Origin of the sequence: Nonomuraea sp. NPDC049028 (assembly GCF_043197735.1) — a bacterium.
Classification (GTDB): domain Bacteria; phylum Actinomycetota; class Actinomycetes; order Streptosporangiales; family Streptosporangiaceae; genus Nonomuraea.
The window spans coordinates 22,897-43,787 of sequence record NZ_JBICTR010000003.1; the positions used below are offsets into that span (position 1 = coordinate 22,897).

The following is a 20,891-nucleotide window of genomic DNA, read 5'->3' on the forward strand; positions in this document are numbered from 1 at the left end:
TGGTTTTACCACTAATATCCCTTTTCAGCGCCGACCGAAACGGTCGGTGCTGGCCTAATCCCGGGTGCGTGGCCCGGGAGCCGGGGACCCATCGCGTCTTGGGGTGAATCCACTCAGGTGGTAAGGCGGCATCTCCCTGCCCGAACCCGTCAGCTAACCCGGCCGGCATAGGGAGAGGAAACCCTTCGTGGCGGCTGCGTCCCCCTCGAGTCTCGCCATCGCTCTCATCACCACCGCTTCCATAGCCTTCGGCGCCTTCACGGCCACGCCCGCCGCTGCCGCCCCCAAGCCCAGCGAGGCCCAGCTCCGCGCGGAGCTGAAGCAGCTGGACAAGAAGGTCGACAAGCTCATCGAGACCTACAACCTCAAGCGCGTCGAACTCGCCAAGGCCAAACAGGATTCGGAAACGACCAAGAAACGGCTGGCCACGGCGGAGGCCCAGCTCATCACCGCCCAGAAACGCGTCACTGAACTCGCGCGCCTGCAGTACCAGAACGGCACCGGCGCGCTGCCGAACCTCACCCTCCCGACCGATGCCTCCAGCGCGGCGTTGCTGGACCACCTCGCGGCCGAGCAACAGGCGGTCGTGCAGGGCGTGGCCACCGCTCGGGACGAGAAGAAGGCGGCCGCGGACCAGGCGGCCGCCCTCGAGGCGAAGATCCGCGAGGACGCCGCCAATGTCGCCAAGCAACGCGACGACGCGCAGGGCGTCATCAAGGACATCCAGAAGAAGCTGAAAGGCCTCATCCCGTTCGGCCCCGGCCGCCGCTCGGACGGCAGCTGGGCGCCCGAACTGCCCTCAGGCACCGACAACATCACCGCCCGGATGCGGGTGATCCGCGGGCTGATCCAGAAGGACTTCGCGCTGCCGTACGAGGTGGGCTGCTTCCGCTCGGGCGGCGGCGGCGAGCACCCGCTGGGGCGCGCGTGCGACTTCATGATGAGCACCGGCGGCAGCATGCCCAGCGCGGCCAACCAGGCACTCGGCGACCGCGTGGCGGCCTGGGCGCTGGAGAACAAGGACAAGCTCGGGGTCAAGTACGTGATCTGGAAGCAGCGCATCAACCAGGGCTCGGGGTGGAGCTCGATGTCCGATCGCGGCAGCATCACCCAGAACCACTTCGACCACGTGCACATCTCGATGTTCTAGGGTGCCCGGGCACCTTCTCGCATCTGGTGTGAGGGGGTGTTCGGGGTGACGTAGGTCGCGGCGTACCTGGTGCTCACCGGACGCTGAAGGGGCGTCCGGTCGTGACACCATGGCGCCATGGCTCGATGGATACGCCTCTATCATCCTGCGGAAGACACCTGGTTCTACTACGAACTTGATGACCAGGAATGGGCCGTCCGACAGATCGATCTTCAAGGCCCTGACCAGCGCCCCACCGCAGCGGCAGCCCTCGACGAAGTGTTCCGGCTTCGCGATCAGCACGGGTTGGCCGAGCTTCAGGCCTACGAGCATCGTTTCGGCGTTCTCGCCGAAGGCAGCCTCGAAGGCTGGCAGGACGCCGATCAAGCCGCCGAGATCACCCGCCAGGAGTTCGAGGCGATCTGGATCCAGGCCAGACAGCACCTCGCCCGGCCCGGGCTGAACGAGCCCACGGCGACGAACTCCGCCGCACTCGCACACGCACTGAATGACCCCGCCGGGCCACCGTTACGCCCGACATCGGCAAGTCCCTGCACGTCGCCGAACTCTCCGGCCCCGGCTCGGCGCACGAGCCCGCCGGCCGGGACCTGCTGATCCGCTACGGGTTCGATGACGCCCGCGCTCGCTTCGCGGCCACTCACGCGTCCTGGGCAGACACCGACATCACCCTCGAAGACCTGCTGGTGAGCCTCGCCGACAAGATCTGGAAGAACAAGCGCGTCCCGGACCTCGAAGACCTCATCGTGACCCACCTGGCCCAGGCGACCGGCCGGCAGCCGTGGGAGGAATACGCCGCCCTCGACGAACTCCTCACCCACATCGGCGACACCGCTGACCATAGGCTGACCTTCCAGGCCGCTTACCCGATCCACAGCTGAGACTGAGTCACGCTCGGCTTTCGGCCGACCTAAGAATTCCCACGCTCTGAATAAGACCCTCCGCCAGCGGCGGCTCTTCCCCTATGGCCGCCGAACCGTCGGTCGCAGGAGCAGGTCAGTCAGTGGGTGCCTGGTCTGGGGATGTGGACGCCGGCGGCGCGGAGCTTGGTCTCGACGAGCGCGATCCCCTGGGCCGTGGCCGATCCCTGCTCTTCGCCGTAGTGGGCGATCAGGTGGTATCGGGCCGCGGCGTCGGTGCGGGCTTGCAGGCCGGTCACGATCTTCAGGTGTGCGGGGTTGGCGAGGAAGTGGTCGGCGATGGCAGTGGCGAGTTCGGCCAGGCGCGGGTCGTCCGGCTGCCATGCCGTGGCTTCGGTGGCGCGCTTGATCAACGCGACGAAGCGGGGGTCGTCGAGGGCGTGCTCGACATGGGTGAGGAAGTCGTCGAAGCCCTCGGGAACCAGGGCCCTGGCCAGCACCCAGCCCTCCCTGGTGGCCGCCACCTCCTCCGTGGGGAGGCCGAGGCCGGACATCCGCTCCAGCAGCGCCACGGCGCGGTCGGGCAGCAGAGCCCGGTCTCCGTCGGCGAGCCGGTGCAGCATGTCACGGCGCGCGATCAGCTCCTCGATCCGTTCGGTGACCTGCCGCTCGACGTCGGCGAGCGCGGCGGCGAACTGGGCGGCGTCGGCATCGAGCAGGGGCCCGACTTCGGCCAGCGGCACCCCGGCGACGGCCAGCGTCCGGACCTGCACCAGCCGCAACAGCTCGGCCGATCCGTACCTGCGGTAGCCGGAGCTGTCGCGTTCCGGCTCCTTGACCAGGCCGAGCTTGTGGTAGTGGCGCACCGTCTTCATTGTGACGCCGACGAATGCCGCTGCCTGCCCGATCGTGACTCCGTTCATCTGCGCAATCCTGCCTTGTGCTCGAGCTCGGCGACTAGGCGGATCACAGCCGAGCATGTGGACAGGCCACGCCGAGGTCGACGAGCTCGGCGTGGCCCCGTTCGGGTTTCTCCCTGATGCACAACCGGAAGGGGGTGCCTCTGGAGGCGTGCGGGTCACAGGTGTTCAGTCCGACGGCTGAGCCGGATCGGCCTGCTCGCCGCAGAACACCTCGTTGACGAGCCGTTGCTGGGCGTTCTGGACCTTTGTTGCTATGGACAGGTCGGCGTCGTCCACCCAGTTCAGTACGGCGGTCAGGGTCTTGCTGCCGTCGGGCGTGCTGTACATCAGCGTCATGGAGCCGACCGTGCCGCCGTTGTGGGTGATGACGGTGCCGCCGCAATCCGTTTTCTGGACGAACACTCCCAGCCCGTAGTCCATGTTCGGGAGGCCGGTGGCGTGCGGGGTGCACATCTCGGCCAGCAGCGGGGCCGGCAGGAGCTTGCCGCCTACCAGCGCGGAGATGAACGTGGCCAGGTCCTGGCTGGTCGAGATCATGTCACCGCCGGTGGAGACCCAGGAGGGGTTGTGGCGGGTGATGTCGATCGTCTTCTGCCGGCCGGCTTCCTCGTAGCGGTAGTAGACGTGGGCGTGCGGCTCAGGGAGCTCCGGCGAGGCGTCCGGCACCACCGTGCCCGACAGCCCGAGCGGCCCCAGGATCAGCCGCTGCATCTCCTCGGCCAGCGAGCGGCCGGTGACCTTCTCGATCAGCAGCCGGGCCAGCACATAGTTGGTGTTGGAATAGCTCCAGCCCGTCCCCGGCTCGAACCGGGCCGGCTTGGACAGCGCCCGACATACCAGCTCCTCGGGCCGGTAGGTGTGGAACCGGTTGTCCACCCACTCCTTGCCCGTGGTGCCGTAGGGCACGGGGATCCCGTGCACGATCGACCCGTCCTCGTATACCTCGCCGGTGAAGTTGAACAGCCCGCTGGTGTGCTGCAACAGCATCCGCACCGTGATCCGCTCGTCCAAGACGAACTCGGGCAGGTAGTCCGCCGCCGGGGCGTCCAGCTCGATCTTGCCCTCGGCCACCAGTTGCAGCACCAGGGTCGCGGTGAAGGTCTTGGTGTTGCTGCCGATCCGGGCATGCCCGTTGACCGGCGGCTTGGCGGTCCCGCCCAGCTCGGCCACCCCGGCGCTACCGGCCCACTCGCCCCGCTCATCGTGTACGCGCAGCGACACCCCGACGAATCCGGACTCGACGATCTCCTCGATTGCCTTCCGCAGCTCCGGGCGATCCTGCCCGGCAGCCGCACCGTTGTCGGCAGTGGCTACCCTTGCGGCGTCGAGGGCTGCCGTGATCTTGCGGGCCATCTCGACCGCGGCAGGGCTCGGCTGGTCCTGGTGAATCTGGGCGGTTTCGACAGCGATGAGAACGGTACCGCGGAAGTTGTCGGCCTCGGCCGGGTCCTGCTTCCTCAGCAGGCTCATGGCCTCGGTCAGGGCCGGCAGCACGCGGTCGGCGATCTCGGCCACGGACTTGCCGGCCAGGTCCTTGCCCTTGGGGTAGTCGGCGAGCACGTGTCCGATCAGACCGGTGGCCGAGCCCAGCGCGATACCGCCGTTGGCGGCGATCTTGTGGGGCTTGCCGGCGGCGCCGGCGGCGGCCATCAGCGACACGGCGCCGTACGCGGCAGTCCGCAGGGTGCTCTTGTCCTGGTCGGAAAGGGTGATCGTCATGGTGGTTCGATCCTTCGAGAGTGTTACGTCCGGGGCGGCGTCGTGCCGCTGCGCCGAGCTTCCACCCTGACCCAAGGTCAACCTCAACCGTGATCTAGCTCACAGCAACGTTGAGGGGCAGCCCGCCGACCAGTGGGGACACCGAGATCGACGTAGCGCGGGTGTTCTCGAAGGCATTGGAGAAGTTCGTGAAGGGGTGCTCTGCGACGGTCAGCCGGTGAGCGTGAGCGGGTTGATCAGGTCGGCGTAGACGAGCAGGCCGGCCATGATGATCATGACGAAGGCCAGGGCGTAGGTGAGCGGCAGCACCTTGGCGATGTCCACGTACGCGGGCTCGGGACGCCGCGTGACACGGGCGAAGGCGCGCTTGAGGCCCTCCCAGAGGCCGCCCGCGATGTGGCCGCCGTCGAGCGGCAGCAGCGGGATCAGGTTGAACATGCCGATCGCCAGGTTGAACCCGGCCAGCAGATTCACCAGGAAAGCGACCTTCTTCTCGCCCGACAGGTCAGAGGAGAGGATCTCACCACCCATGCGTCCGGCGCCCACGACGCCGACCGGGCCCTCGGGGTCGCGCTTGTCGCCGGAGAACGCGGCGTGCCACACGCCGACCATCTTCTGCGGCAGGTTCAGCAGCGAGTCGGCGACCCGGCCGGTGAGCTGGCCCATGTAGCCGATCACGACGCCGAGGCTCTGCTGCTCCATGACCTCGGTGGGCATGACGCCGAGGAAGCCGACGTTCTTGTCGATCTTCGTCGGGTCGGTGGGCGACGGCCGGTCCTGGGAGATGAGCGTCACGTTGAGGGTCATCGGCTTGCCATCGCGGACGATGCCGACGGCGACGGGGCCGGCGCCGTGCGAGCGGATCAAGCGGGTGGCGTCGTCCCAGGAGGCGATCTTCTGGCCGCCGAAGGAGACGAGCCGGTCGCCGGGCTTCATGCCGGCCTTGGCGGCGGGCGTCGGCTGGTCGGAGGCGCGGCAGTCGGTGCGCTGCTCGCTGATCGGGATCACGCAGGTGTTGGTCTGCGGGGACACCACCGGGGTCAGCGCGGGCAGGCCGATGCCGACGAGCAGGACCGAGAAGAGGATGAAGGCCAGCACGAAGTTCATGAACGGGCCGCCGGACATGATGATGACCTTCTGCCACCACTTCTTCCGGTAAAAGACCCGCTCCTCGTCGCCCGGCCGCACCTCTTCCTGTGCCGCGTCGCGGGCGGTCTCGATGAGCCCCTGGAACGGGCCGGTGGAGGAACCCCTGAGCTTGGTGGGATCGTCGCCGGGCCGTGGCGGCAGCATGCCGATCATGCGGATGTAGCCGCCCAGCGGGATCCACTTGATGCCGTACTCGGTCTCACCTCGCCGGATGGACCAGGCGGTCGAGCCGAAGCCGACCATGTACTGGGGCACCCTGACACCGAAGATCTTGGCGGGCACGAAGTGGCCGAGCTCGTGCAACGCGACAGACGCCATCAGCCCGATCAGGAAGACTACGATCCCCGCGAGGTAAAGCCAGTTCATCTAGTCCCGCTCCAGGGCAGACAGAAGGTCCCGACAGCCCCAGAGTAGTCGAAGTCATCACACCTCGATGGCTTGCGCACCCTTTGCCGCAGCGCCACATTCCGTTGACAGTACGCGATCGGGCGATCACTCTGGGAGATGACGGAGGTGGGAGCCTTGATCCGGATTCTGGTCGCCGAGCATCTGCCGCTGGTCCGGCGCGGTTTGGTGGCATCGCTCGACGCGGAGCCCGACTTGCGGGTGGTCGCCGAGGTGGGAGACGCGGACGGCGTCCTGCCCGCGGCGGCCGCGTGCGCGCCCGACACGGCGATCGTCGATCTGGACCTGCCCGGCGGAGGCGGCCTGTTCCCGGCGGCGCGACTGCGCGAGCGGGGCTGTCACGTACTCATCCTGTCGGCGCAGCCCAATCCCGGCCAGGTGCGCAGGGCGTTCGCCACGCACGCGCTCGGGTTCATGAGCCTCGACGTAGCGCCCGAGCAGCTCGCCGAAAGCCTGCGGCTGGTCGCCGCCGGACGCCGCGCGGTCGACTCCGACCTGGCGATCGCCGCCCTCCAGTCGGTCGCCAACCCGCTGACCAGGCGCGAGCTCGACGTGCTGCGGATCGCGGCGGGCGGGGCCCGGTCGACGGAGATCGCCGACCAGCTCTTCCTGTCGGTGGGCACCGTACGCAACCATCTGTCGCGCATCATGTGCAAGACCGGGGCCCGCAATCGCCTCGACGCGGTACGCATCGCGAGCGACTCAGGCTGGCTCTGAGAGCCGGAGGCGAAGACCGGATCCCGGTGAAGCCGCGCCGCTCCGCCGGGACCCGGAGTGGTGAACTCTTCGAGGATCTCAAAGTCGATCAAGCGCTGCCAGTGACCTTGTTCACGCCTTGACCCGTGTGATTCGTCACGGACGCCAGATGAGCACCAGCGCGCAGTCGTCGTTGTGGCCCGACGCCATGGCGTTGACCAGGGCCCGCGCGCCGTCACGGAAACCCGAGGGCAGCAGCCGCTCCGCCTCGCCGAGCAGCTTGTCGAGCCCGGCGTCGATGTCGCGCCCCGGCTGTTCGATCAGCCCGTCGGTGTAGAGCAGCAGCGCGTCGCCCTTGCGCAGGGTGCCGCTGTCGGGCTCGCAGTGCAGGTCGGGGACCACGCCGAGGACGACGCCCTTGGCCGTGGCGACCTGCCAGTTGCCCGTGCCCGCGTCGAACTTGACCACCGGCGGGTGGCCGGCCGAGGTGATCGTGTAGTCGCCCGTCGCCAGGTCGAGGCGTACGTGCACGGCCGTCACGAACCCCTCGTCGCCGCGCTGGCGGTGCAGGTAGGTGTTGCAGGCCGGCAGGAAGTCGACGCCCGAGCCGAGCAGCCCGCCGAACGTTCCGGACAGCAGCAACGCTCTGGTGCCCGCGTCGACGCCCTTGCCCGACACGTCGACCAGCGCGATCTCCACTTTGTCCTCGTCGCGCATGGAGACCAGGAAGTCGCCGCCGAAGGAGGAGCCGCCGGCCTGCTTGAGCACGACCTTGCCGCCCCAGTCCTTGGGCAGCGCGGGCAGCTCACCCTGGCTCCTGAGCCGGTCGCGCAGCTCCAGCAGCATGGCGTCGCCGCGCAGCCCCTGCACGCCGAGCTTGCCCCGGGTGCGGGCCATCAGCACCGCCAGCACCGTGGTGAAGCCGATCGTCACCATGAGCCCGAGGCCGATCTGGCCGACCCCGAGGGTGCCGGCGATGTAACCGAGCGAGATGATCACCGCGACGAGCAGCTTGATCAGGCTGTTCAGCCGCAGCTGCAGGCCGCCCACCAGAAGGATGAGGATGAGCAGCGAGGGCGAGAACCACTCGGTCGAGATCTGCGCGGCCAGCAGCCCGATGACGAGCGTGAGCATCGTCAACGTGACCAGCAGGTTGCGGTCTCGGGCCAAGGAGCCTCTCCTGAGGAACCGGACGACGGACACCAGAAATGGCACCCGCACCAGGAGCGCGCGGAGCCGTGGCGGTATCTGCAGCGCCGAACGGGAACTCATGATGCGCCTGACTGTAGCGCTCTGGCCTCCCTTTGGGCAGCCCACTTGACCAAGGCCTTGATCATTAAGCACGTATATTGGGTGGCCCCTCCCCTTTGCCCGCTCCTACCGTGGACGGATGACGTATCCGATCCGTCCGGTGGACGAGGCCGAGTGGCCGAAGTTCGCCGACGTGCTCTCCGAAGGCTTCAACTGGACGCCGCATCCCCAGGAATTCGAACGAGCCAAGGCGCAGACCGAGTTCGATCGGACGCTCGCCGCGTTCGACGGCGATGTCATGGCCGGTGTCACCGCCGTCTTCTCCTTCACCATGACGGTCCCCGGCGCGCAGATACCCGTCGCGGGAGTGACGGCCGTCAGTGTGCTCCCCTCCCACCGCCGTCGCGGCGTGCTGTCGAGCCTGATGCGCAGGCAGCTGTCCGACGTGCGCGACCGGGGCGAGTCCGTCGCCGCCCTGTACGCCTCGGAGTCCGTCATCTATGGGAGGTTCGGGTACGGCAGGGCGTCGACCGAGATGGGATTCAGCGTCGCCAAGCACGGCTCGGCGTTCGTGGCGAACGCCCCCACGGACCCCGCGCTGCGCCTCAGGGTGGCCAAGCCGGCCGAGGCCCGAGCCGAGTTCGAGCGGCTGTTCGCCTCCGTCGTGACCGCCTGTCCCGGGCGCTATCTCCGTAACAAGCACTTCTGGGATGGTCTACTGGCCGACGAGGAGTTCGACCGGCATGGAGACGGGGCTCTCCGCTCGGTGATCGCCGAGGACGACCGGGGCGTACGCGGTTACGCGTTGTTCAGGGTCAAGGCGAGCTGGGACGACAACGGCGTGCCCAACGGCCTGCTGAAGCTGGCGGAGCTGGAGGCGGCCGACCCCGCCGCCCGCGCGCTGCTGTGGCGCAGCGTGCTCGACCGCGACCTGATCTCCCGGGTGGAGGGCAGCCGGCCGGTGGACGACGCGCTCCTCGCGCTGCTCGCCGACCCACGGCAGCTCCGGGCGAGCTGCACCGACGAGCTGTGGGTACGCCTCGTGGAGGTGGACCGGGCGCTGACCTCGCGGGCGTACTCGTCGGCCGTCGACGTGGTGATCGAGGTCGAGGACGACGTGTGCCCGTGGAACGCCCGCCGCTGGCGGCTCAGCGCCGACACCTCCGGCGCGGAGTGCAAGCCGGTGGAGGACGAGCCCGACATGTCGCTGCGGGTCTCCTCGCTCGGCTCGGCGTACATGGGCGACGGCCTGCTCTCGGCGCAGCTCGACGCGGGGCTCCTGCGCGAGCACTCGGCGGGTTCGGTGCGCAGGCTCGACGCCGCCATGGCGTGGAGCCCGAAGCCGTGGGGCGGACTGTCCTTCTGACGCCGTCCCATCCGACACAGGCCCCTCTGACGTAGGCTCGCGGGCATGGCACTGCAGAGCTTGCAGATCACCGCGATCACCGCGATGCGGGCCCGCGACGTGTCGCGGCCCTCGAAGGAGCAGCAGGAGGCCGCCGACAGGCGGCCCCTGCGTGACGAGATGCCCAGACGCGAGCCCAAGCGGCGGGCTTAGGGCAGAGAGGGCAGCTGGCCGATCGTCTCGTAGGTCGCCACCTGCGCGATGCGGCGGGCGTGCCGCTCCGAGCCGGAGAACTGCGTGGCGAGGAAGGTCTCCACGAAGCCGGTCGCCTCGTCGTCGGAGTGCATGCGCGCGCCGATGGAGACGATGTTGGCGTTGTTGTGCTCGCGGGCGAGCCTGGCCGTCTCCTGGCTCCAGGCCAGGGCGGCCCGGATGCCGCGCACCTTGTTGGCGGCCATCTGCTCGCCGTTGCCCGACCCCCCGATGACGACGCCCAGGCTGCCCGGATCGCCGGCGACGCCCTCGGCGGCCCGCAGGCAGAACGCCGGATAGTCGTCCTCGGCGTCATAGACGAACGGACCGCAGTCGGTCACCTCGTGCCCGTTGTCCTTGAGCCAGGACACAAGGTGGTTCTTGAACTCATAGCCGGCATGGTCGGCACCGATATAGACACGCACGCGCCCAGTCTTCCACAGCGCCGCACACGGGCCTCGCACCAGCGCGTCGGCTGGCTAGAGTAAGGACCTCATCGGTTATCCATCCCTTACGGAAGTTACGGAAGTAGAGCATCATGCGCGAGATCCGCGTCCTCGGCGATCCTGTGCTGCGCACACCCGCCGAGCCCGTCGAAGGCTTCGACCGCGAGCTGCGCCGCCTCATCGACGAGATGTTCGAGGCGATGTACGCGGTGGACGGCGTCGGCCTGGCCGGCCCGCAGATCGGCGTGCCGCGGCGGCTGTTCGTCTATGACATCAACCGCCGCAAAGGTCACATGATCAATCCCGTGCTGACCGTGGACGATCCCGAAGAGGTGCTGGACGAGGAGGGCTGCCTGTCGGTGCCTGACCGGCAGACGGGCACGCCGATCTACGCCCCGGTGGCGCGGGCGGCGGGGGTGACCGTCGAGGGGTTCGACCGGCTCGGCCGCCCGCAGCGCGTCAAGGCACGCGGCTCACTGGCCCGCTGCTTCCAGCACGAGACCGAGCACCTCGACGGGCGGCTGTACGTCGACCGGCTGCCGAAGCCGGAGGCGCGCAAGATCATGCTCAGAACGTAGGTTGGCGGTATGAGTGAATCTTCGGGACAAGTTTTTTCGGGGAAAGGCGCGTTGGTCACAGGTGGCTCCCGGGGCATCGGCCGGGCCATCGTCGAACGGCTGACCGCCGACGGCGCCGAAGTGGTCTTCACCTATCGCGGCAACGCGGAGTTGGCCAAGGAGGTGGCCACGGCGACCGGAGCGCATGCCGTACAAGCCGATCAGGCGAGCAGGGCGGATCTCGACCGGCTGTTCGCCACGGCCGAGGAGCTGTTGCCGGGGCTCGACATCCTGGTCGCCAACGCGGCGGAGACCGGGCAGGGGCTCATCGCCGACATCACGGACGAGTCCTACGAGCGGGTGTTCACGGTCAACGCGCGTTCGGTGTTCCTGGCCATCCAGTGGGCCGGGCGGGTGATGCGCGACGGCGGGCGGATCATCAACATCTCCACGCTCAACACGCGCGTGCCCGGCCCGGGGATCTCCCTCTACGCGGGGAGCAAGGCGGCCGTCGAGCAGTTCACCAAGGTCGCGGCGCGTGAGCTGGGCGGGCGCGGCATCACGGCCAACATCGTCTCGCCCGGCGCGACCGACACCGACATGCTGCACGGCAGCAATCCGCCGGAGGCGCTCGAACAGATCCCCGCGATGACCGCGCTGCGACGGCTGGGGCAGCCGGACGACATCGCGGCCGTGGTGGCGTTCCTGGCCGGACCCGACGGGCGGTGGATCACCGGCCAGAACCTGCTGGCGGCCGGCGGGCTGCTCCTCTGAGCCGCGACGGCTTCCGCGGTGCGACGGCTTCCGCGGTGCGACGGCTTCCGCGGTGCGACGACTGCGGAGCCGCGACGGCTTCAGAGCTGCAGCGACTTGACCTCGAGGAACTCCTCCAGCCCGTGCTCGCCCAGTTCGCGGCCGATGCCTGACTGCTTGTAGCCGCCGAACGGTGCGAGCGGATTGAACGCGCCGCCGTTGATCGCGACCTGCCCGGTGCGCAGCCTGCGCGCCACCGCGACGGCGCGCTCCTGGGTGCCCGCCCACACCGCGCCGGCCAGGCCGTAGGGGGTGTCGTCGGCGATGCGGACGGCCTGGTCCTCGCTGGTGTAGGGGATGATCGACAGGACCGGGCCGAAGATCTCCTCCTGCTCGATCGTCATGCCCGGCTCGACCGCGGCGAAGACGGTCGGCTCGACGTAGTAGCCGCGCGGGTGCGGGCGTTCGGTGCCCCCGGTCACCAGCCTGGCGCCCTCTTCCTGGCCCCGGTTGATGTAGTGGATCACGCGGTCGCGCTGGGCCTCGGAGACGAGCGGGCCGATGCGGGTGGCCTCGTCGAACGGGTCGCCCACGGTGTAGCGGCGCGCCGCGTCGACGGCGAGGTGGACCGCGTCGTCGTACTGGTCGCGGTGGACGATCATGCGGGTCCACGCTGAGCAGGTCTGGCCGGCGTTGATGAAGCAGTTGGCGACGCCGACCTTGACGGCGGCGCCCAGGTCGGCGTCGGGCAGGATCAGGTTGGCGGACTTGCCGCCGAGCTCCAGCGCCACCCGCTTGACCGATTCGACCGCCAGCGACGCCACCCGGCGGCCGGCGGCCGTCGAGCCGGTGAAGGAGATCATGTCGACCTGCGGGTGCGCGGCCATGGCCTCGCCCACCACCGGTCCGCGCCCGCTGACCAGGTTGAACACGCCGGCGGGCAGGCCCACCTCGTGGAAGATCTCGGTCAGCGCGTACGCCGCCAGCGGCGCCACCTCGGACGGCTTGAGCACGACCGTACATCCGGCGGCCAGAGCCGGGGCGACCTTGCAGACGATCTGGTGCAGCGGGTAGTTCCACGGGGTGATGGCGGCGACCACGCCGACCGGCTCCTTGAGCACCAGCGAGTTGCCGACGCGCGACTCGCGCGGATGGCTCTCGGCCAGCCGGGCGTAGCCGGCCAGTACGCCCGCGGGCATCAGCGTCTGCACCTTGAGCGCGAAGCCCAGGGGTGAGCCCATGTCGGTCGCGATGGTCTTGGCGATGTCGCCGGCGCGCTCGGTCAGCAGCTCGGCGGCGGCGGCCAGCAGCTTGCCGCGCTCGGCGGCGGAAGTGGCGGACCAGGAGGGGAAGGCGCTCCGGGCGGCGCGTACGGCCGCCTCGACGTCGTCGGGGGCGCCGGCCGGCACCCGGTCGATGATCTGCTCAGTGGCCGGGTTGACGACCTCGATGGGCTCGCCGGAGACCGAAGCGGTCCAGACACCGCCGATGTACAGCTGACGCATAGCCCCCATCCTTGCGCGCCGGCCGTCGCTGAGCGAGGGCGTGGCGCCTCGTTCGGCTGCATCTTTCAGAAGGGTGCTGCTCTTTCAGAAGAGTACGGCCGGACACACCGGATAGGCGCGGATTGCGCCGCTACAAGTCACTGCGAGGTGAAAGTCAGTCGAAGCTCGGCCGCCGGGTACGCGAGCGCTTGAGCTCGAAGAAGTCGTCGAACTCGGTGACCAGCAGCACGCCGTCCCAGAGCCGGCCCGCGTCCTCGCCCCGGGGGATGGTGGTGACCACCGGGCCGAAGAAAGCGTTGGAGCCGACGCGGATGACGGGGGTGCCGACCTCCTGGCCGACCAGGGTGATGCCCTCGTTGTGCGACTTGCGGATGGCGTCGTCGTACTCGGTCGATTCCATGGCCTCGGCGGCCAGGCCCTTGTCGAGACCCACGGCCTCGAGCGACTCCTCGGCGATCAGGCGCAGGGTATCGATGTCTCGGCCCCGGCCCTCGTTGTGCAGGCGGGTGCCGAACTCGGTGTAGAGGCGGCCGATGTACTCCTCGCCGAAGCGGTCGGCGGCGGTGGCGATGACCCTGATGAGCTTCGCGCCCCGGGCGGACGACGCACGGTATTCGTCGGAGACGTCCTTGTCCTCGTTGAGGACCTGCAGGCTCATGATGCGCCAGCGAGGCTCGATCGGTCGAACCTTCTCGACTTCGAGCAGCCATCGTGACGTCACCCAGGCAAATGGGCAGAAAGGATCGAACCAAAGGTCTACGGGGGTCGTGTCAGTCACGAGGGCCATAACCTGGGGTGTCGATGTCCTATTCCCCGCGTGGCAGGATACCGACAAACCTCCATAAAGTGGCGAAAAGAAGTGCGAAAAGGAGTGGAACTTGGCAGGCAACCTGACCCGGGACGAGGCTCGCGAGCGCGCCCGGCTGTTGAAGGTCGAGTCGTATGAGGTCGCACTCGATCTGACCGAGGGAGACGAGCGCTTCGAGAGTGTCACGACCGTCCGGTTCAGCAGCAGCCGCCCGGGCTCGGCCACGTTCATCGATCTCCACGGCGCGCACGTTCGCAAGGTCACGCTCAACGGGGCCGACCTCGACGTCTCCACCTACGACGCGGAGAAGGGGCGCTTCCCGCTCCCCTCGCTGGCCGAGTCCAACGAGCTGCGCGTCGACGCCGACTGCGTCTACATGCGCAGCGGCGAGGGGCTGCACCGCTTCGTCGACCCGGTGGACCAGAAGGTCTACCTGCACAGCCAGTTCGAGACGGCCGACGCGCACCGCATGTACGCCTGTTTCGACCAGCCCGACCTCAAGGCCAGCTTCCAGCTGACGGCGCTGGCCCCGGCCGACTGGGAGGTCGTCTCCAACGCGGCCGCCTCCTCGGTCGAGTACCTGCCCGAGCAGGCCGGCAAGCACGGCATGGTGCAGGCGGCCAGGCGCTGGCTGTTCCCCGCCACGCCCGTCATGTCGACCTACATCACCGCGCTGGTGGCCGGGCCGTACCACAAGGTGACCTCCGAGCACGACGGCATCCCGCTGGGCATCTACTGCCGCGCCTCGCTCGCCGAGCACCTCGACGCCGACAACATCCTGGAGGTCACCCGGCAGGGCTTCGACTTCTTCCACAAGGTGTTCGGCGTCCGCTACCCGTTCGGCAAGTACGACCAGCTGTTCGTGCCGGAGTTCAACGCGGGCGCGATGGAGAACGCCGGCTGCGTGACCTTCCTGGAGGACTACGTCTTCCGGTCCAGGGTCACCGACGCCGTCGTCGAGCGGCGCGCCGAGACGATCCTGCACGAGATGGCGCACATGTGGTTCGGCGACCTCGTGACCATGCGCTGGTGGGACGACCTGTGGCTGAACGAGTCGTTCGCCACCTACATGTCGGTGCTCGCCCAGGCCGAGGCGACCCGCTGGGGCAAGGGCGCCTGGACGACGTTCGCGAACGTGGAGAAGTCCTGGGCCTACCGCCAGGACCAGCTGCCGTCCACGCACCCGATCGCCGCGGACATCCCCGACATGCAGGCGGTCGAGGTCAACTTCGACGGCATCACGTACGCCAAGGGCGCCTCGGTGCTCAAGCAGCTGGTCGCGTACGTCGGGCTGGACAACTTCCTGGCCGGGGTGCGCGACTACTTCGGCGAGCACGCCTGGGGCAACACCGAGCTGAAGGATCTGCTCGGGGCGCTGGAGCGGACCTCGGGGCGCGACCTGTCGTCGTGGTCCAAGGAGTGGCTGGAGACCGCCTGGGTCAACACGCTGCGCCCGTCGTTCACGGTCGCCGACGGCCGCTTCGAGACCTTCGAGGTGCTGCAGGAGGCGCCGGCCGACTACCCGACGCTGCGCTCGCACCGGGTCGCGGTCGGCCTCTACTCGCTGGCCGACGGTGTGCTGACGCGTACCAAGCGGGTCGAGCTGGACGTGGTGGGCGCCAAGACGAGCGTCGCGGAGCTGGTCGGGGAGGAGCAGCCCGACCTGGTCCTGGTCAACGACGACGACCTGACCTACGCCAAGATCCGGCTGGACGAGCGGTCGCTGCGTACCCTGGTCGACGGCGGCATCGCCGGCTTCACCGAGTCGCTGCCCCGGGCCCTGTGCTGGTCGGCCGCGTGGGACATGACCCGCGACGGCGAGATGTCCACCCGCGACTACGTCAAGCTGGTCGTCTCGGGCGTCGGCACGGTCAAGGACATCACGGTCCTGCAGGCCGTGCTCCGGCAGGCGCGGATGGCCATTCAGCAGTACGCCGACCCGGCGTGGCGGGCCGAGGGCCTGTCGCTGCTGGCCACCGAGCTGCGCACGCTGCTCGCCACGGCGGAGCCGGGCTCGGACCACCAGCTCGCCTTCCTGCAGGCGTTCGCGCCCACGGCGACCTCCGAGGCCGACCTGGCGATCATCGCCGGCATCCTGGACGGCTCGGCCGTACCCGAGGGGCTGACCGTCGACACCGACCTGCGCTGGACGCTCGTCCACGCGCTGGTGGTGGGCGGCCGGCTGGACGGCGCCGACATCGACGCCGAGCTGGCGCGTGACGCCACCGCCACCGGCGAGCGCTCCGCGGCGCTGTGCCGGGCGGCCATCCCGACGGCCGAGGGCAAGGCCGCCGCGTGGGCCTCGATCGTGGGTGGCAAGCTGGCCAACCACATCGCCCGTACGACGGTCAACGGCTTCCAGGATCCGCACCACCCGGAGCTGCTGGCCCCCTACCGGGAGAAGTACTTCGCGGAGATCGGCCGGATCTACCGGGAGTGGACGTTCGACCAGGCGCAGACGTTCACGGTCGGCTGCTTCCCCGCGCTGCTCATCGAGCCGGAGACGGTGCGGGCGGCGGAGTCCTACCTGGAGAAGGAGCAGCCGCCGCAGGCGCTGCGCCGGATGATCCTGGAGGGCGCCGACGGCGTCAGCCGGGCGCTGCGCAACCGCGCGAAGGACGCGTCCTAGCGAACAGCTCTTGAGAAGGGGTCTCCGGCGACGGAGGCCCCTTTTCGCGTTCCCGGACCCTTGACAGCGGCGTGCTGCGGCTTCATATTTTCACCACTAACTTTATTTCTAAAGAAAGTCGTTCTCATCACATGGCAGGCACTGATCGCGGTGATCTCACGAGGACGGCGATCCTCGCGCTCCTCGGCACCGTCGGGCCGCTGAGCCGCACCGAGCTGGCGCGCGAGCTGGACCTGAGCCCGGCGACCGTCACGCAGCTCACGCGCGAGCTCATGGGTTACGGGATGCTGGAGGAGCTCGACCTCAAGCCGTCGCGCGGCGGGCGGCCGGCCCAGCGGCTCGGGCTGGTGGGCAGCGCGGGGCGCGCGCTCGGCGTGAAGGTGACGGCCGACCATCTCGTGCTGGTCGACGTGCGGCTCGACGGCGAGGTGCTGGGGGCCTGGGAGTGCGCGTTCGACCCGTCGTCTCCTGAGGCGCTGGACCGGCTGGCCGACGCCGTCGAGGCGGTGGTCTCGGGCAGCGGGCGCGGGCTGACGGCGCGTACGTCCGCCTCGGCCGACCACGGGCAGGCGCCGCCGCTGCTCGGGATCGGTGTCGGGGTGCCCGGCAGCGTGGAGGACCAGGCGGTCGGTACGGTCAACGCGCCGACCCTGGGGTGGCAGGCCATGCCGGTGGGCGAGCGGCTGCGGCGGCGGCTCAAGCTGCCCGTGCTGGTGGAGAACGACGTGAACGCGCTGGCGGCGGCCGAGCGGCTCTACGGCCGGGGGCGTACCCACCGAGACTTCCTGGTGCTGACCATCGGGCGCGGCGTCGGCGCGGCGATCGTGGCCGACGGGCGGGTCTACCGGGGCGCCAGGGGCGGGGCCGGGGAGTTCGGGCACGTGCCCGTCGATCCGGCGGGGCCGGTGTGCGGGTGCGGGGCGCGTGGGTGCCTGGAGGCGTACGTCGGCTCGGCGGGACTGCTGGCGGCGGCCCGCGCCAAGAACGGCGGCTCGGCCGGGCCGCTGGCGACAGCTCTTGCCAAGGACGGCGGCTGGGCCGGTCTTACCGGGCTGGGGGCGGCGGGCGATCCGGCGGCGCGGGAGGTGTTCGCCGAGGCGGGGGCCGTGCTCGGGCGGGCCGCGGCGGGGCTGATCAACGTGGTCGATCCCGAGGTCGTGGTGGTGCTCGGCGAGGGGACGGCCGACTGGCCGCTCTGGCAGGTGGGCTTCGACCCGGCCGTCAGGGCGCAGCTGTACCCGGGGCGCAGGGACATCTCGATCGAGGTGGAGAGCTGGGACGACACCAGCTGGGCCCAGGGCGCGGCGGCCCTCGTACTGGCCACCCCCTTCGACGCCGCCGGGGCCGCCGGGGAGCAGGGCCGCCTGGTCCGGGCCCGCCTGATCGGGACGACGCCATGAGCCAGTTACAGAGGAGCGAGCGCATGACCCTCACCGCCGTCCGGCCGCAGGCCGGGGGCACGCAGGAGCGGCGGGCGCCGCGGCGGCGCTGGCGGTACGCCGGGACCGTGGCCGTGTTCCTGCTGCCCAGCCTGATCCCGCTGACGCTCTACACGCTGATCCCGATGGTCGCCTCGTTCTGGACGAGCCTCCACGAATGGGACCTCATCACCGAGATGCGCTGGGTCGGCCTCGGCAACTACATCGAACTGCTCGGCGACGCCGGGACCCGGGCCGCGTTCCTGCACACGCTGTACTTCATCGCCGGTTACCTGCCGCTCGTCTACCTGGGCGGGCTGGGGCTGGCGCTGCTGCTGAACCGGGCGATGCCGGGACGCGGGCTGCTGCGCGGCGTCTACTTCCTGCCCGTCATCACCAGCTGGGTCGTCGTGGCGCTGATGTGGAAGTGGCTGCTCAACCCGGCCAGCGGGGTCGTCAACTGGGCGCTGGGGCTGTTCGGTGTCAGCGGGCCCGGCTGGTGGACCGATCCCGACTGGGCGATGCCGTCGATCATCTTCGCCTCGGCCTGGAAGGACCTGGGCTTCGTGATGATCATCCTGCTGGCGGGGCTGCAGGCCATCCCGAAGGAGTTCCAGGAGGCCGCCATGGTCGACGGGGCGAGCGCCGTGCGCCGGTTCAGGCACATCACGCTGCCGCTGCTGTCGCCGTCGTCGTTCTTCGTGGTGGTGATCTCGCTGATCAACGGCTTCCAGGTCTTCGACCAGGTGAAGATCATGACGGGTGGCGGGCCGGGCGGCGCGACGCAGGTCGTCGTGTCGCAGATCTACGACCTCACTTTCCGGTACGGCCGGGCGGGCGCGGCCTCGGCGCTGTCGTGGCTGCTGTTCGCCCTGGTGCTGCTCGTGACGATCGTGCAGATCCGGGGACAGCGGCGGTGGGTGACTTATGGGTAAGGCGATCCGCTATCTGCTGGTGGGCCTCGGCTCGGTGGTGATGCTGTTCCCGTTCGCCTGGGCGGTGATCACGTCGATCACGCCGAGCGACGCGGTGCTGGCCGTACCGCCGGACTTCACGCCCGACAACGCGAGCCTCGACGCCTACGGCAAGCTGCTCGACACACTGCCCTTCTGGCGGATCGTGGCCAACAGCGCCTGGATCGGGGCGGCCTCCACCACGCTGCAGCTCCTCACCAGCGCGATGGCCGCCTATGCCTTCGCCAGGCTGCCGTTCCCGGGGCGGAGCGCGCTGTTCGCCGTCTATCTGGCGACGCTGATGATGCCGCTGCCCGTGCTGGTCGTGCCGCTGTTCATCGAGATGCGCACCTTCAACCTGGTCGACACGTACTTCGCGCTGCTGGCGCCGACGATCGCCTCGGCGTTCGGGGTGTTCCTGCTGCGGCAGGCCATCAACCAGGTGCCGAGGGAGTTCGACGAGGCGGCCGTGCTGGACGGCGCCGGACATTTCCGGATTTTTGTGTACGTGGTGCTGCCGCTGATCAGGCCGGCCCTGGCGACGTTCGCCATCTTCGGCTTCATGGCCAGCTGGAACAGCTACCTCTGGCCGCTGATCATCATCAAGTCGCCCGAGTTCATGACGCTGCCGCTGGGCCTGGCCACGCTGCACGGCCAGTTCACCACCGAGTGGGACGTGGTCATGGCGGGCTCGGTGATCAGCGTGGTGCCGATCCTCATCCTCTACGTCTTCGCGCAGAAGCACGTCATCGCCAGTGTCGCGCAGAGCGGGCTCAAGTAGTTGTGCACAAGTAAAGGAAGTCCCCCCATGTCACAGAAGATCAGGGTCGCCGCCTCTTTGGCGGCCGCCGCGCTGCTCGCCACCGCCTGCTCCCAGGGGTCGGCGACGAAGGCCCCGTCCGGCGAGGGCGGCAAGGTGACGCTGCGTTACTTCACGTTCTCGGCCGCGCCCGACCATGTGAAGGACCTGGACAAGATCGAGAAGGCCTTCGAGAAGGAGAACCCGAAGGTCGACGTGGTGGTGGAGACCGCCCCCTTCGACGAGTACTTCACCAAGCTCCAGACCAGCATCGCCGGCGGCACCGCGCCCGACACCTTCGAGCTCAACTACGAGAACTTCGTGACCTACGCCAGCGCGGGCTCCCTGCTCGACCTGGACACGGTGAAGGGCGACGGCGACCCGTCGGTGTACGCCAAGGAGTCGCTCGAGGCGTTCAAGCGCGACGGCAAGCAGTACGCGCTGCCCGCCTCGTTCTCCACGGTCGTGCTCTTCTACAACAAGGACCTGTTCGACAAGGCCGGAGTGGCCCCGCCGACGGCCGACTGGACCTGGGCCGACGAGCAGGCCGCCGCCGCGAAGCTGACCGACAAGAAGAAGGGCGTGTTCGGCGACTTCCAGCCGGTGCAGTTCTTCGAGTTCTACAAGACGCTCAAGCAGGCGGGCGGCGAGTTCCTGTCGGCCGACGGCAAGAAGTCGGCGTTCAACAGCCCGGCCGGGGTCAAGGCGGCGCGGTGGCTGGTCTCCAAGGTCGGCAAGACGATGCCGACCGAGGCGGAGATCGGCGGCACCGCCGACTACGACACGAACCTCTTCAAGTCCGGCAAGCTCGCCATGTGGCACAACGGCATCTGGCAGTTCGCCGGGCTGAAGGACGCCGCCTTCACCTGGGACGTGGTCGTCGAGCCCGGTGACAGCGCCAAGGCCAGCGCCGTCTTCCACAACGCCGTCGCCGCCTCCTCCGGCACCAAGCACGGCAAGGAGGCCTGGGCCTGGGCCCGGTTCCTGTCGTCGTCGAACACCGCGGCGACCACCCGCGTCGAGTCGTCGTGGGAGCTGCCGCCGGTCGCCGACCAGGCGGTGCTGTCCGGCTATCTCAAGGACCCCAAGCCCGCCAACCGCCAGGCGGTGTTCGACTCGCTGAAGTCGATCGCGCTGCCGCCGGTCATCAAGCGCCAGCAGGAGATGCAGGACGCCGTGACCAAGCAGCTGACCGAGGCCGCCGCCGGGCGCAAGCCGGTGGAGGAGGCGCTCAAGACCGCCGCCGCCGACGTAGACGCCCTGCTGTCTTAGGAGA

Annotated in this window: 20 protein-coding genes and 1 riboswitch; of the genes, 13 read left to right on the plus strand and 7 right to left on the minus strand. The window is 69.2% G+C overall.

Features of this window, described 5'->3' with window-relative positions; genetic code table 11:
* The first annotated feature begins 41 nt into the window (after positions 1-41).
* A riboswitch (cyclic di-AMP (ydaO/yuaA leader) is annotated at positions 42-182 on the plus strand.
* Between the two features lie 5 nt (positions 183-187).
* The 3 genes from ACGFJ2_RS11120 to ACGFJ2_RS11130 all read left to right on the plus strand — a co-directional run bounded on the left by ACGFJ2_RS11120 (position 188) and on the right by ACGFJ2_RS11130 (position 2,028).
* The gene (locus ACGFJ2_RS11120) at positions 188-1,150 is read left to right on the plus strand and encodes a coiled-coil domain-containing protein (RefSeq protein ID WP_393467075.1); all 963 of its coding nucleotides are present in this window, start codon (positions 188-190) and stop codon (positions 1,148-1,150) included.
* Positions 1,151-1,267: 117 nt separating this feature from the next.
* Positions 1,268-1,744, plus strand: coding sequence for a hypothetical protein (locus ACGFJ2_RS11125; protein ID WP_393467078.1), 477 nt, complete (start codon positions 1,268-1,270; stop codon positions 1,742-1,744).
* Between the two features lie 89 nt (positions 1,745-1,833).
* Complete coding sequence (locus ACGFJ2_RS11130) at positions 1,834-2,028, plus strand: hypothetical protein (RefSeq protein ID WP_357953479.1); 195 nt, start codon at positions 1,834-1,836, stop codon at positions 2,026-2,028.
* A 119-nt stretch (positions 2,029-2,147) separates the two neighbouring features.
* Here ACGFJ2_RS11130 and ACGFJ2_RS11135 read toward each other — a convergent pair whose 3' ends face one another.
* The 3 genes from ACGFJ2_RS11135 to ACGFJ2_RS11145 form a co-directional block, all read right to left on the minus strand.
* Entirely contained in the window at positions 2,148-2,930 is a 783-nt protein-coding gene (locus tag ACGFJ2_RS11135) for a MerR family DNA-binding transcriptional regulator (protein WP_393467081.1), read from the minus strand.
* A 165-nt stretch (positions 2,931-3,095) separates the two neighbouring features.
* Positions 3,096-4,649 (minus strand): serine hydrolase domain-containing protein, encoded by a 1,554-nt coding sequence (locus tag ACGFJ2_RS11140; RefSeq protein WP_358183119.1) that lies wholly within the window; start codon positions 4,647-4,649, stop codon positions 3,096-3,098.
* A gap of 210 nt (positions 4,650-4,859) precedes the next feature.
* Positions 4,860-6,164: a site-2 protease family protein gene (locus ACGFJ2_RS11145; RefSeq protein WP_358183122.1), complete on the minus strand. Its 1,305-nt coding sequence runs from the start codon at positions 6,162-6,164 to the stop codon at positions 4,860-4,862.
* 147 nt (positions 6,165-6,311) lie between these two features.
* On the opposite strand from ACGFJ2_RS11145, the gene ACGFJ2_RS11150 reads away from it, so the two are divergent.
* The gene (locus ACGFJ2_RS11150; protein WP_357953486.1) at positions 6,312-6,920 is read left to right on the plus strand and encodes a response regulator transcription factor; all 609 of its coding nucleotides are present in this window, start codon (positions 6,312-6,314) and stop codon (positions 6,918-6,920) included.
* Positions 6,921-7,055: 135 nt separating this feature from the next.
* Here ACGFJ2_RS11150 and ACGFJ2_RS11155 read toward each other — a convergent pair whose 3' ends face one another.
* Positions 7,056-8,171 (minus strand): PP2C family protein-serine/threonine phosphatase, encoded by a 1,116-nt coding sequence (locus ACGFJ2_RS11155; RefSeq protein ID WP_358183124.1) that lies wholly within the window; start codon positions 8,169-8,171, stop codon positions 7,056-7,058.
* Positions 8,172-8,289: 118 nt separating this feature from the next.
* Between ACGFJ2_RS11155 and ACGFJ2_RS11160 the strand changes: the two genes are divergently transcribed.
* Together ACGFJ2_RS11160 and ACGFJ2_RS11165 are read left to right on the plus strand one after the other, a co-directional pair.
* Entirely contained in the window at positions 8,290-9,516 is a 1,227-nt protein-coding gene (locus tag ACGFJ2_RS11160) for a GNAT family N-acetyltransferase (RefSeq protein WP_393467086.1), read from the plus strand.
* Positions 9,517-9,561: 45 nt separating this feature from the next.
* Positions 9,562-9,708: a hypothetical protein gene (locus ACGFJ2_RS11165; protein ID WP_357953492.1), complete on the plus strand. Its 147-nt coding sequence runs from the start codon at positions 9,562-9,564 to the stop codon at positions 9,706-9,708.
* Here ACGFJ2_RS11165 and ACGFJ2_RS11170 read toward each other — a convergent pair.
* Positions 9,705-10,172, minus strand: coding sequence for a ribose-5-phosphate isomerase (locus ACGFJ2_RS11170; RefSeq protein WP_225292568.1), 468 nt, complete (start codon positions 10,170-10,172; stop codon positions 9,705-9,707). The genes ACGFJ2_RS11165 and ACGFJ2_RS11170 overlap by 4 nt on opposite strands.
* Positions 10,173-10,285: 113 nt before the next feature.
* Between ACGFJ2_RS11170 and def the strand changes: the two genes are divergently transcribed.
* Positions 10,286-10,771 carry a peptide deformylase gene (gene def / locus ACGFJ2_RS11175; RefSeq protein WP_357953494.1) on the plus strand — a complete coding sequence of 162 codons (486 nt, stop codon included), beginning with the start codon at positions 10,286-10,288 and terminating at the stop codon, positions 10,769-10,771.
* Positions 10,772-10,822: 51 nt separating this feature from the next.
* Positions 10,823-11,524 (plus strand): SDR family oxidoreductase, encoded by a 702-nt coding sequence (locus ACGFJ2_RS11180; RefSeq protein ID WP_357953496.1) that lies wholly within the window; start codon positions 10,823-10,825, stop codon positions 11,522-11,524.
* Between the two features lie 80 nt (positions 11,525-11,604).
* Here ACGFJ2_RS11180 and ACGFJ2_RS11185 read toward each other — a convergent pair whose 3' ends face one another.
* Both ACGFJ2_RS11185 and ACGFJ2_RS11190 read right to left on the minus strand, forming a co-directional pair.
* Positions 11,605-13,008 carry an aldehyde dehydrogenase family protein gene (locus tag ACGFJ2_RS11185; RefSeq protein WP_357953498.1) on the minus strand — a complete coding sequence of 468 codons (1,404 nt, stop codon included), beginning with the start codon at positions 13,006-13,008 and terminating at the stop codon, positions 11,605-11,607.
* A 154-nt stretch (positions 13,009-13,162) separates the two neighbouring features.
* Positions 13,163-13,795: a disulfide bond formation protein DsbA gene (locus tag ACGFJ2_RS11190; protein ID WP_393467091.1), complete on the minus strand. Its 633-nt coding sequence runs from the start codon at positions 13,793-13,795 to the stop codon at positions 13,163-13,165.
* Between the two features lie 91 nt (positions 13,796-13,886).
* Between ACGFJ2_RS11190 and pepN the strand changes: the two genes are divergently transcribed.
* The 5 genes from pepN (at position 13,887) to ACGFJ2_RS11215 (ending at position 20,887) form a co-directional block, all read left to right on the plus strand.
* Positions 13,887-16,445, plus strand: coding sequence for an aminopeptidase N (gene pepN / locus ACGFJ2_RS11195; protein ID WP_357953502.1), 2,559 nt, complete (start codon positions 13,887-13,889; stop codon positions 16,443-16,445).
* 131 nt (positions 16,446-16,576) lie between these two features.
* The gene (locus ACGFJ2_RS11200) at positions 16,577-17,845 is read left to right on the plus strand and encodes an ROK family protein (protein WP_393467094.1); all 1,269 of its coding nucleotides are present in this window, start codon (positions 16,577-16,579) and stop codon (positions 17,843-17,845) included.
* Between the two features lie 23 nt (positions 17,846-17,868).
* Positions 17,869-18,798 carry a sugar ABC transporter permease gene (locus ACGFJ2_RS11205; RefSeq protein ID WP_357953506.1) on the plus strand — a complete coding sequence of 310 codons (930 nt, stop codon included), beginning with the start codon at positions 17,869-17,871 and terminating at the stop codon, positions 18,796-18,798.
* Positions 18,791-19,597 (plus strand): carbohydrate ABC transporter permease, encoded by an 807-nt coding sequence (locus ACGFJ2_RS11210; protein ID WP_357953508.1) that lies wholly within the window; start codon positions 18,791-18,793, stop codon positions 19,595-19,597. The genes ACGFJ2_RS11205 and ACGFJ2_RS11210 overlap by 8 nt, the downstream gene beginning before the upstream one ends.
* Positions 19,598-19,624: 27 nt before the next feature.
* Positions 19,625-20,887, plus strand: a complete 1,263-nt coding sequence (locus tag ACGFJ2_RS11215) for a sugar ABC transporter substrate-binding protein (RefSeq protein ID WP_357953511.1) — start codon at positions 19,625-19,627, stop codon at positions 20,885-20,887.
* Positions 20,888-20,891 lie beyond the last annotated feature (4 nt).

Excerpts from the sequence above, each read along its gene's own strand:
- ACGFJ2_RS11210 (WP_357953508.1), top strand. The coding sequence starts at position 18,791 with ATGGGTAAGGCGATCCGCTATCTGCTGGTGGGCCTCGGCTCGGTGGTG.
- ACGFJ2_RS11185 (WP_357953498.1), bottom strand. The coding sequence starts at position 13,008 with ATGCGTCAGCTGTACATCGGCGGTGTCTGGACCGCTTCGGTCTCCGGC.
- ACGFJ2_RS11125 (WP_393467078.1), top strand. The coding sequence starts at position 1,268 with ATGGCTCGATGGATACGCCTCTATCATCCTGCGGAAGACACCTGGTTC.
- ACGFJ2_RS11135 (WP_393467081.1), bottom strand. The coding sequence starts at position 2,930 with ATGAACGGAGTCACGATCGGGCAGGCAGCGGCATTCGTCGGCGTCACA.
- ACGFJ2_RS11160 (WP_393467086.1), top strand. The coding sequence starts at position 8,290 with ATGACGTATCCGATCCGTCCGGTGGACGAGGCCGAGTGGCCGAAGTTC.
- ACGFJ2_RS11200 (WP_393467094.1), top strand. The coding sequence starts at position 16,577 with ATGGCAGGCACTGATCGCGGTGATCTCACGAGGACGGCGATCCTCGCG.
- ACGFJ2_RS11190 (WP_393467091.1), bottom strand. The coding sequence starts at position 13,795 with ATGGCCCTCGTGACTGACACGACCCCCGTAGACCTTTGGTTCGATCCT.
- ACGFJ2_RS11145 (WP_358183122.1), bottom strand. The coding sequence starts at position 6,164 with ATGAACTGGCTTTACCTCGCGGGGATCGTAGTCTTCCTGATCGGGCTG.
- ACGFJ2_RS11165 (WP_357953492.1), top strand. The coding sequence starts at position 9,562 with ATGGCACTGCAGAGCTTGCAGATCACCGCGATCACCGCGATGCGGGCC.
- def (WP_357953494.1), top strand. The coding sequence starts at position 10,286 with ATGCGCGAGATCCGCGTCCTCGGCGATCCTGTGCTGCGCACACCCGCC.
- ACGFJ2_RS11155 (WP_358183124.1), bottom strand. The coding sequence starts at position 8,171 with ATGAGTTCCCGTTCGGCGCTGCAGATACCGCCACGGCTCCGCGCGCTC.
- ACGFJ2_RS11140 (WP_358183119.1), bottom strand. The coding sequence starts at position 4,649 with ATGACGATCACCCTTTCCGACCAGGACAAGAGCACCCTGCGGACTGCC.
- ACGFJ2_RS11205 (WP_357953506.1), top strand. The coding sequence starts at position 17,869 with ATGACCCTCACCGCCGTCCGGCCGCAGGCCGGGGGCACGCAGGAGCGG.
- ACGFJ2_RS11215 (WP_357953511.1), top strand. The coding sequence starts at position 19,625 with ATGTCACAGAAGATCAGGGTCGCCGCCTCTTTGGCGGCCGCCGCGCTG.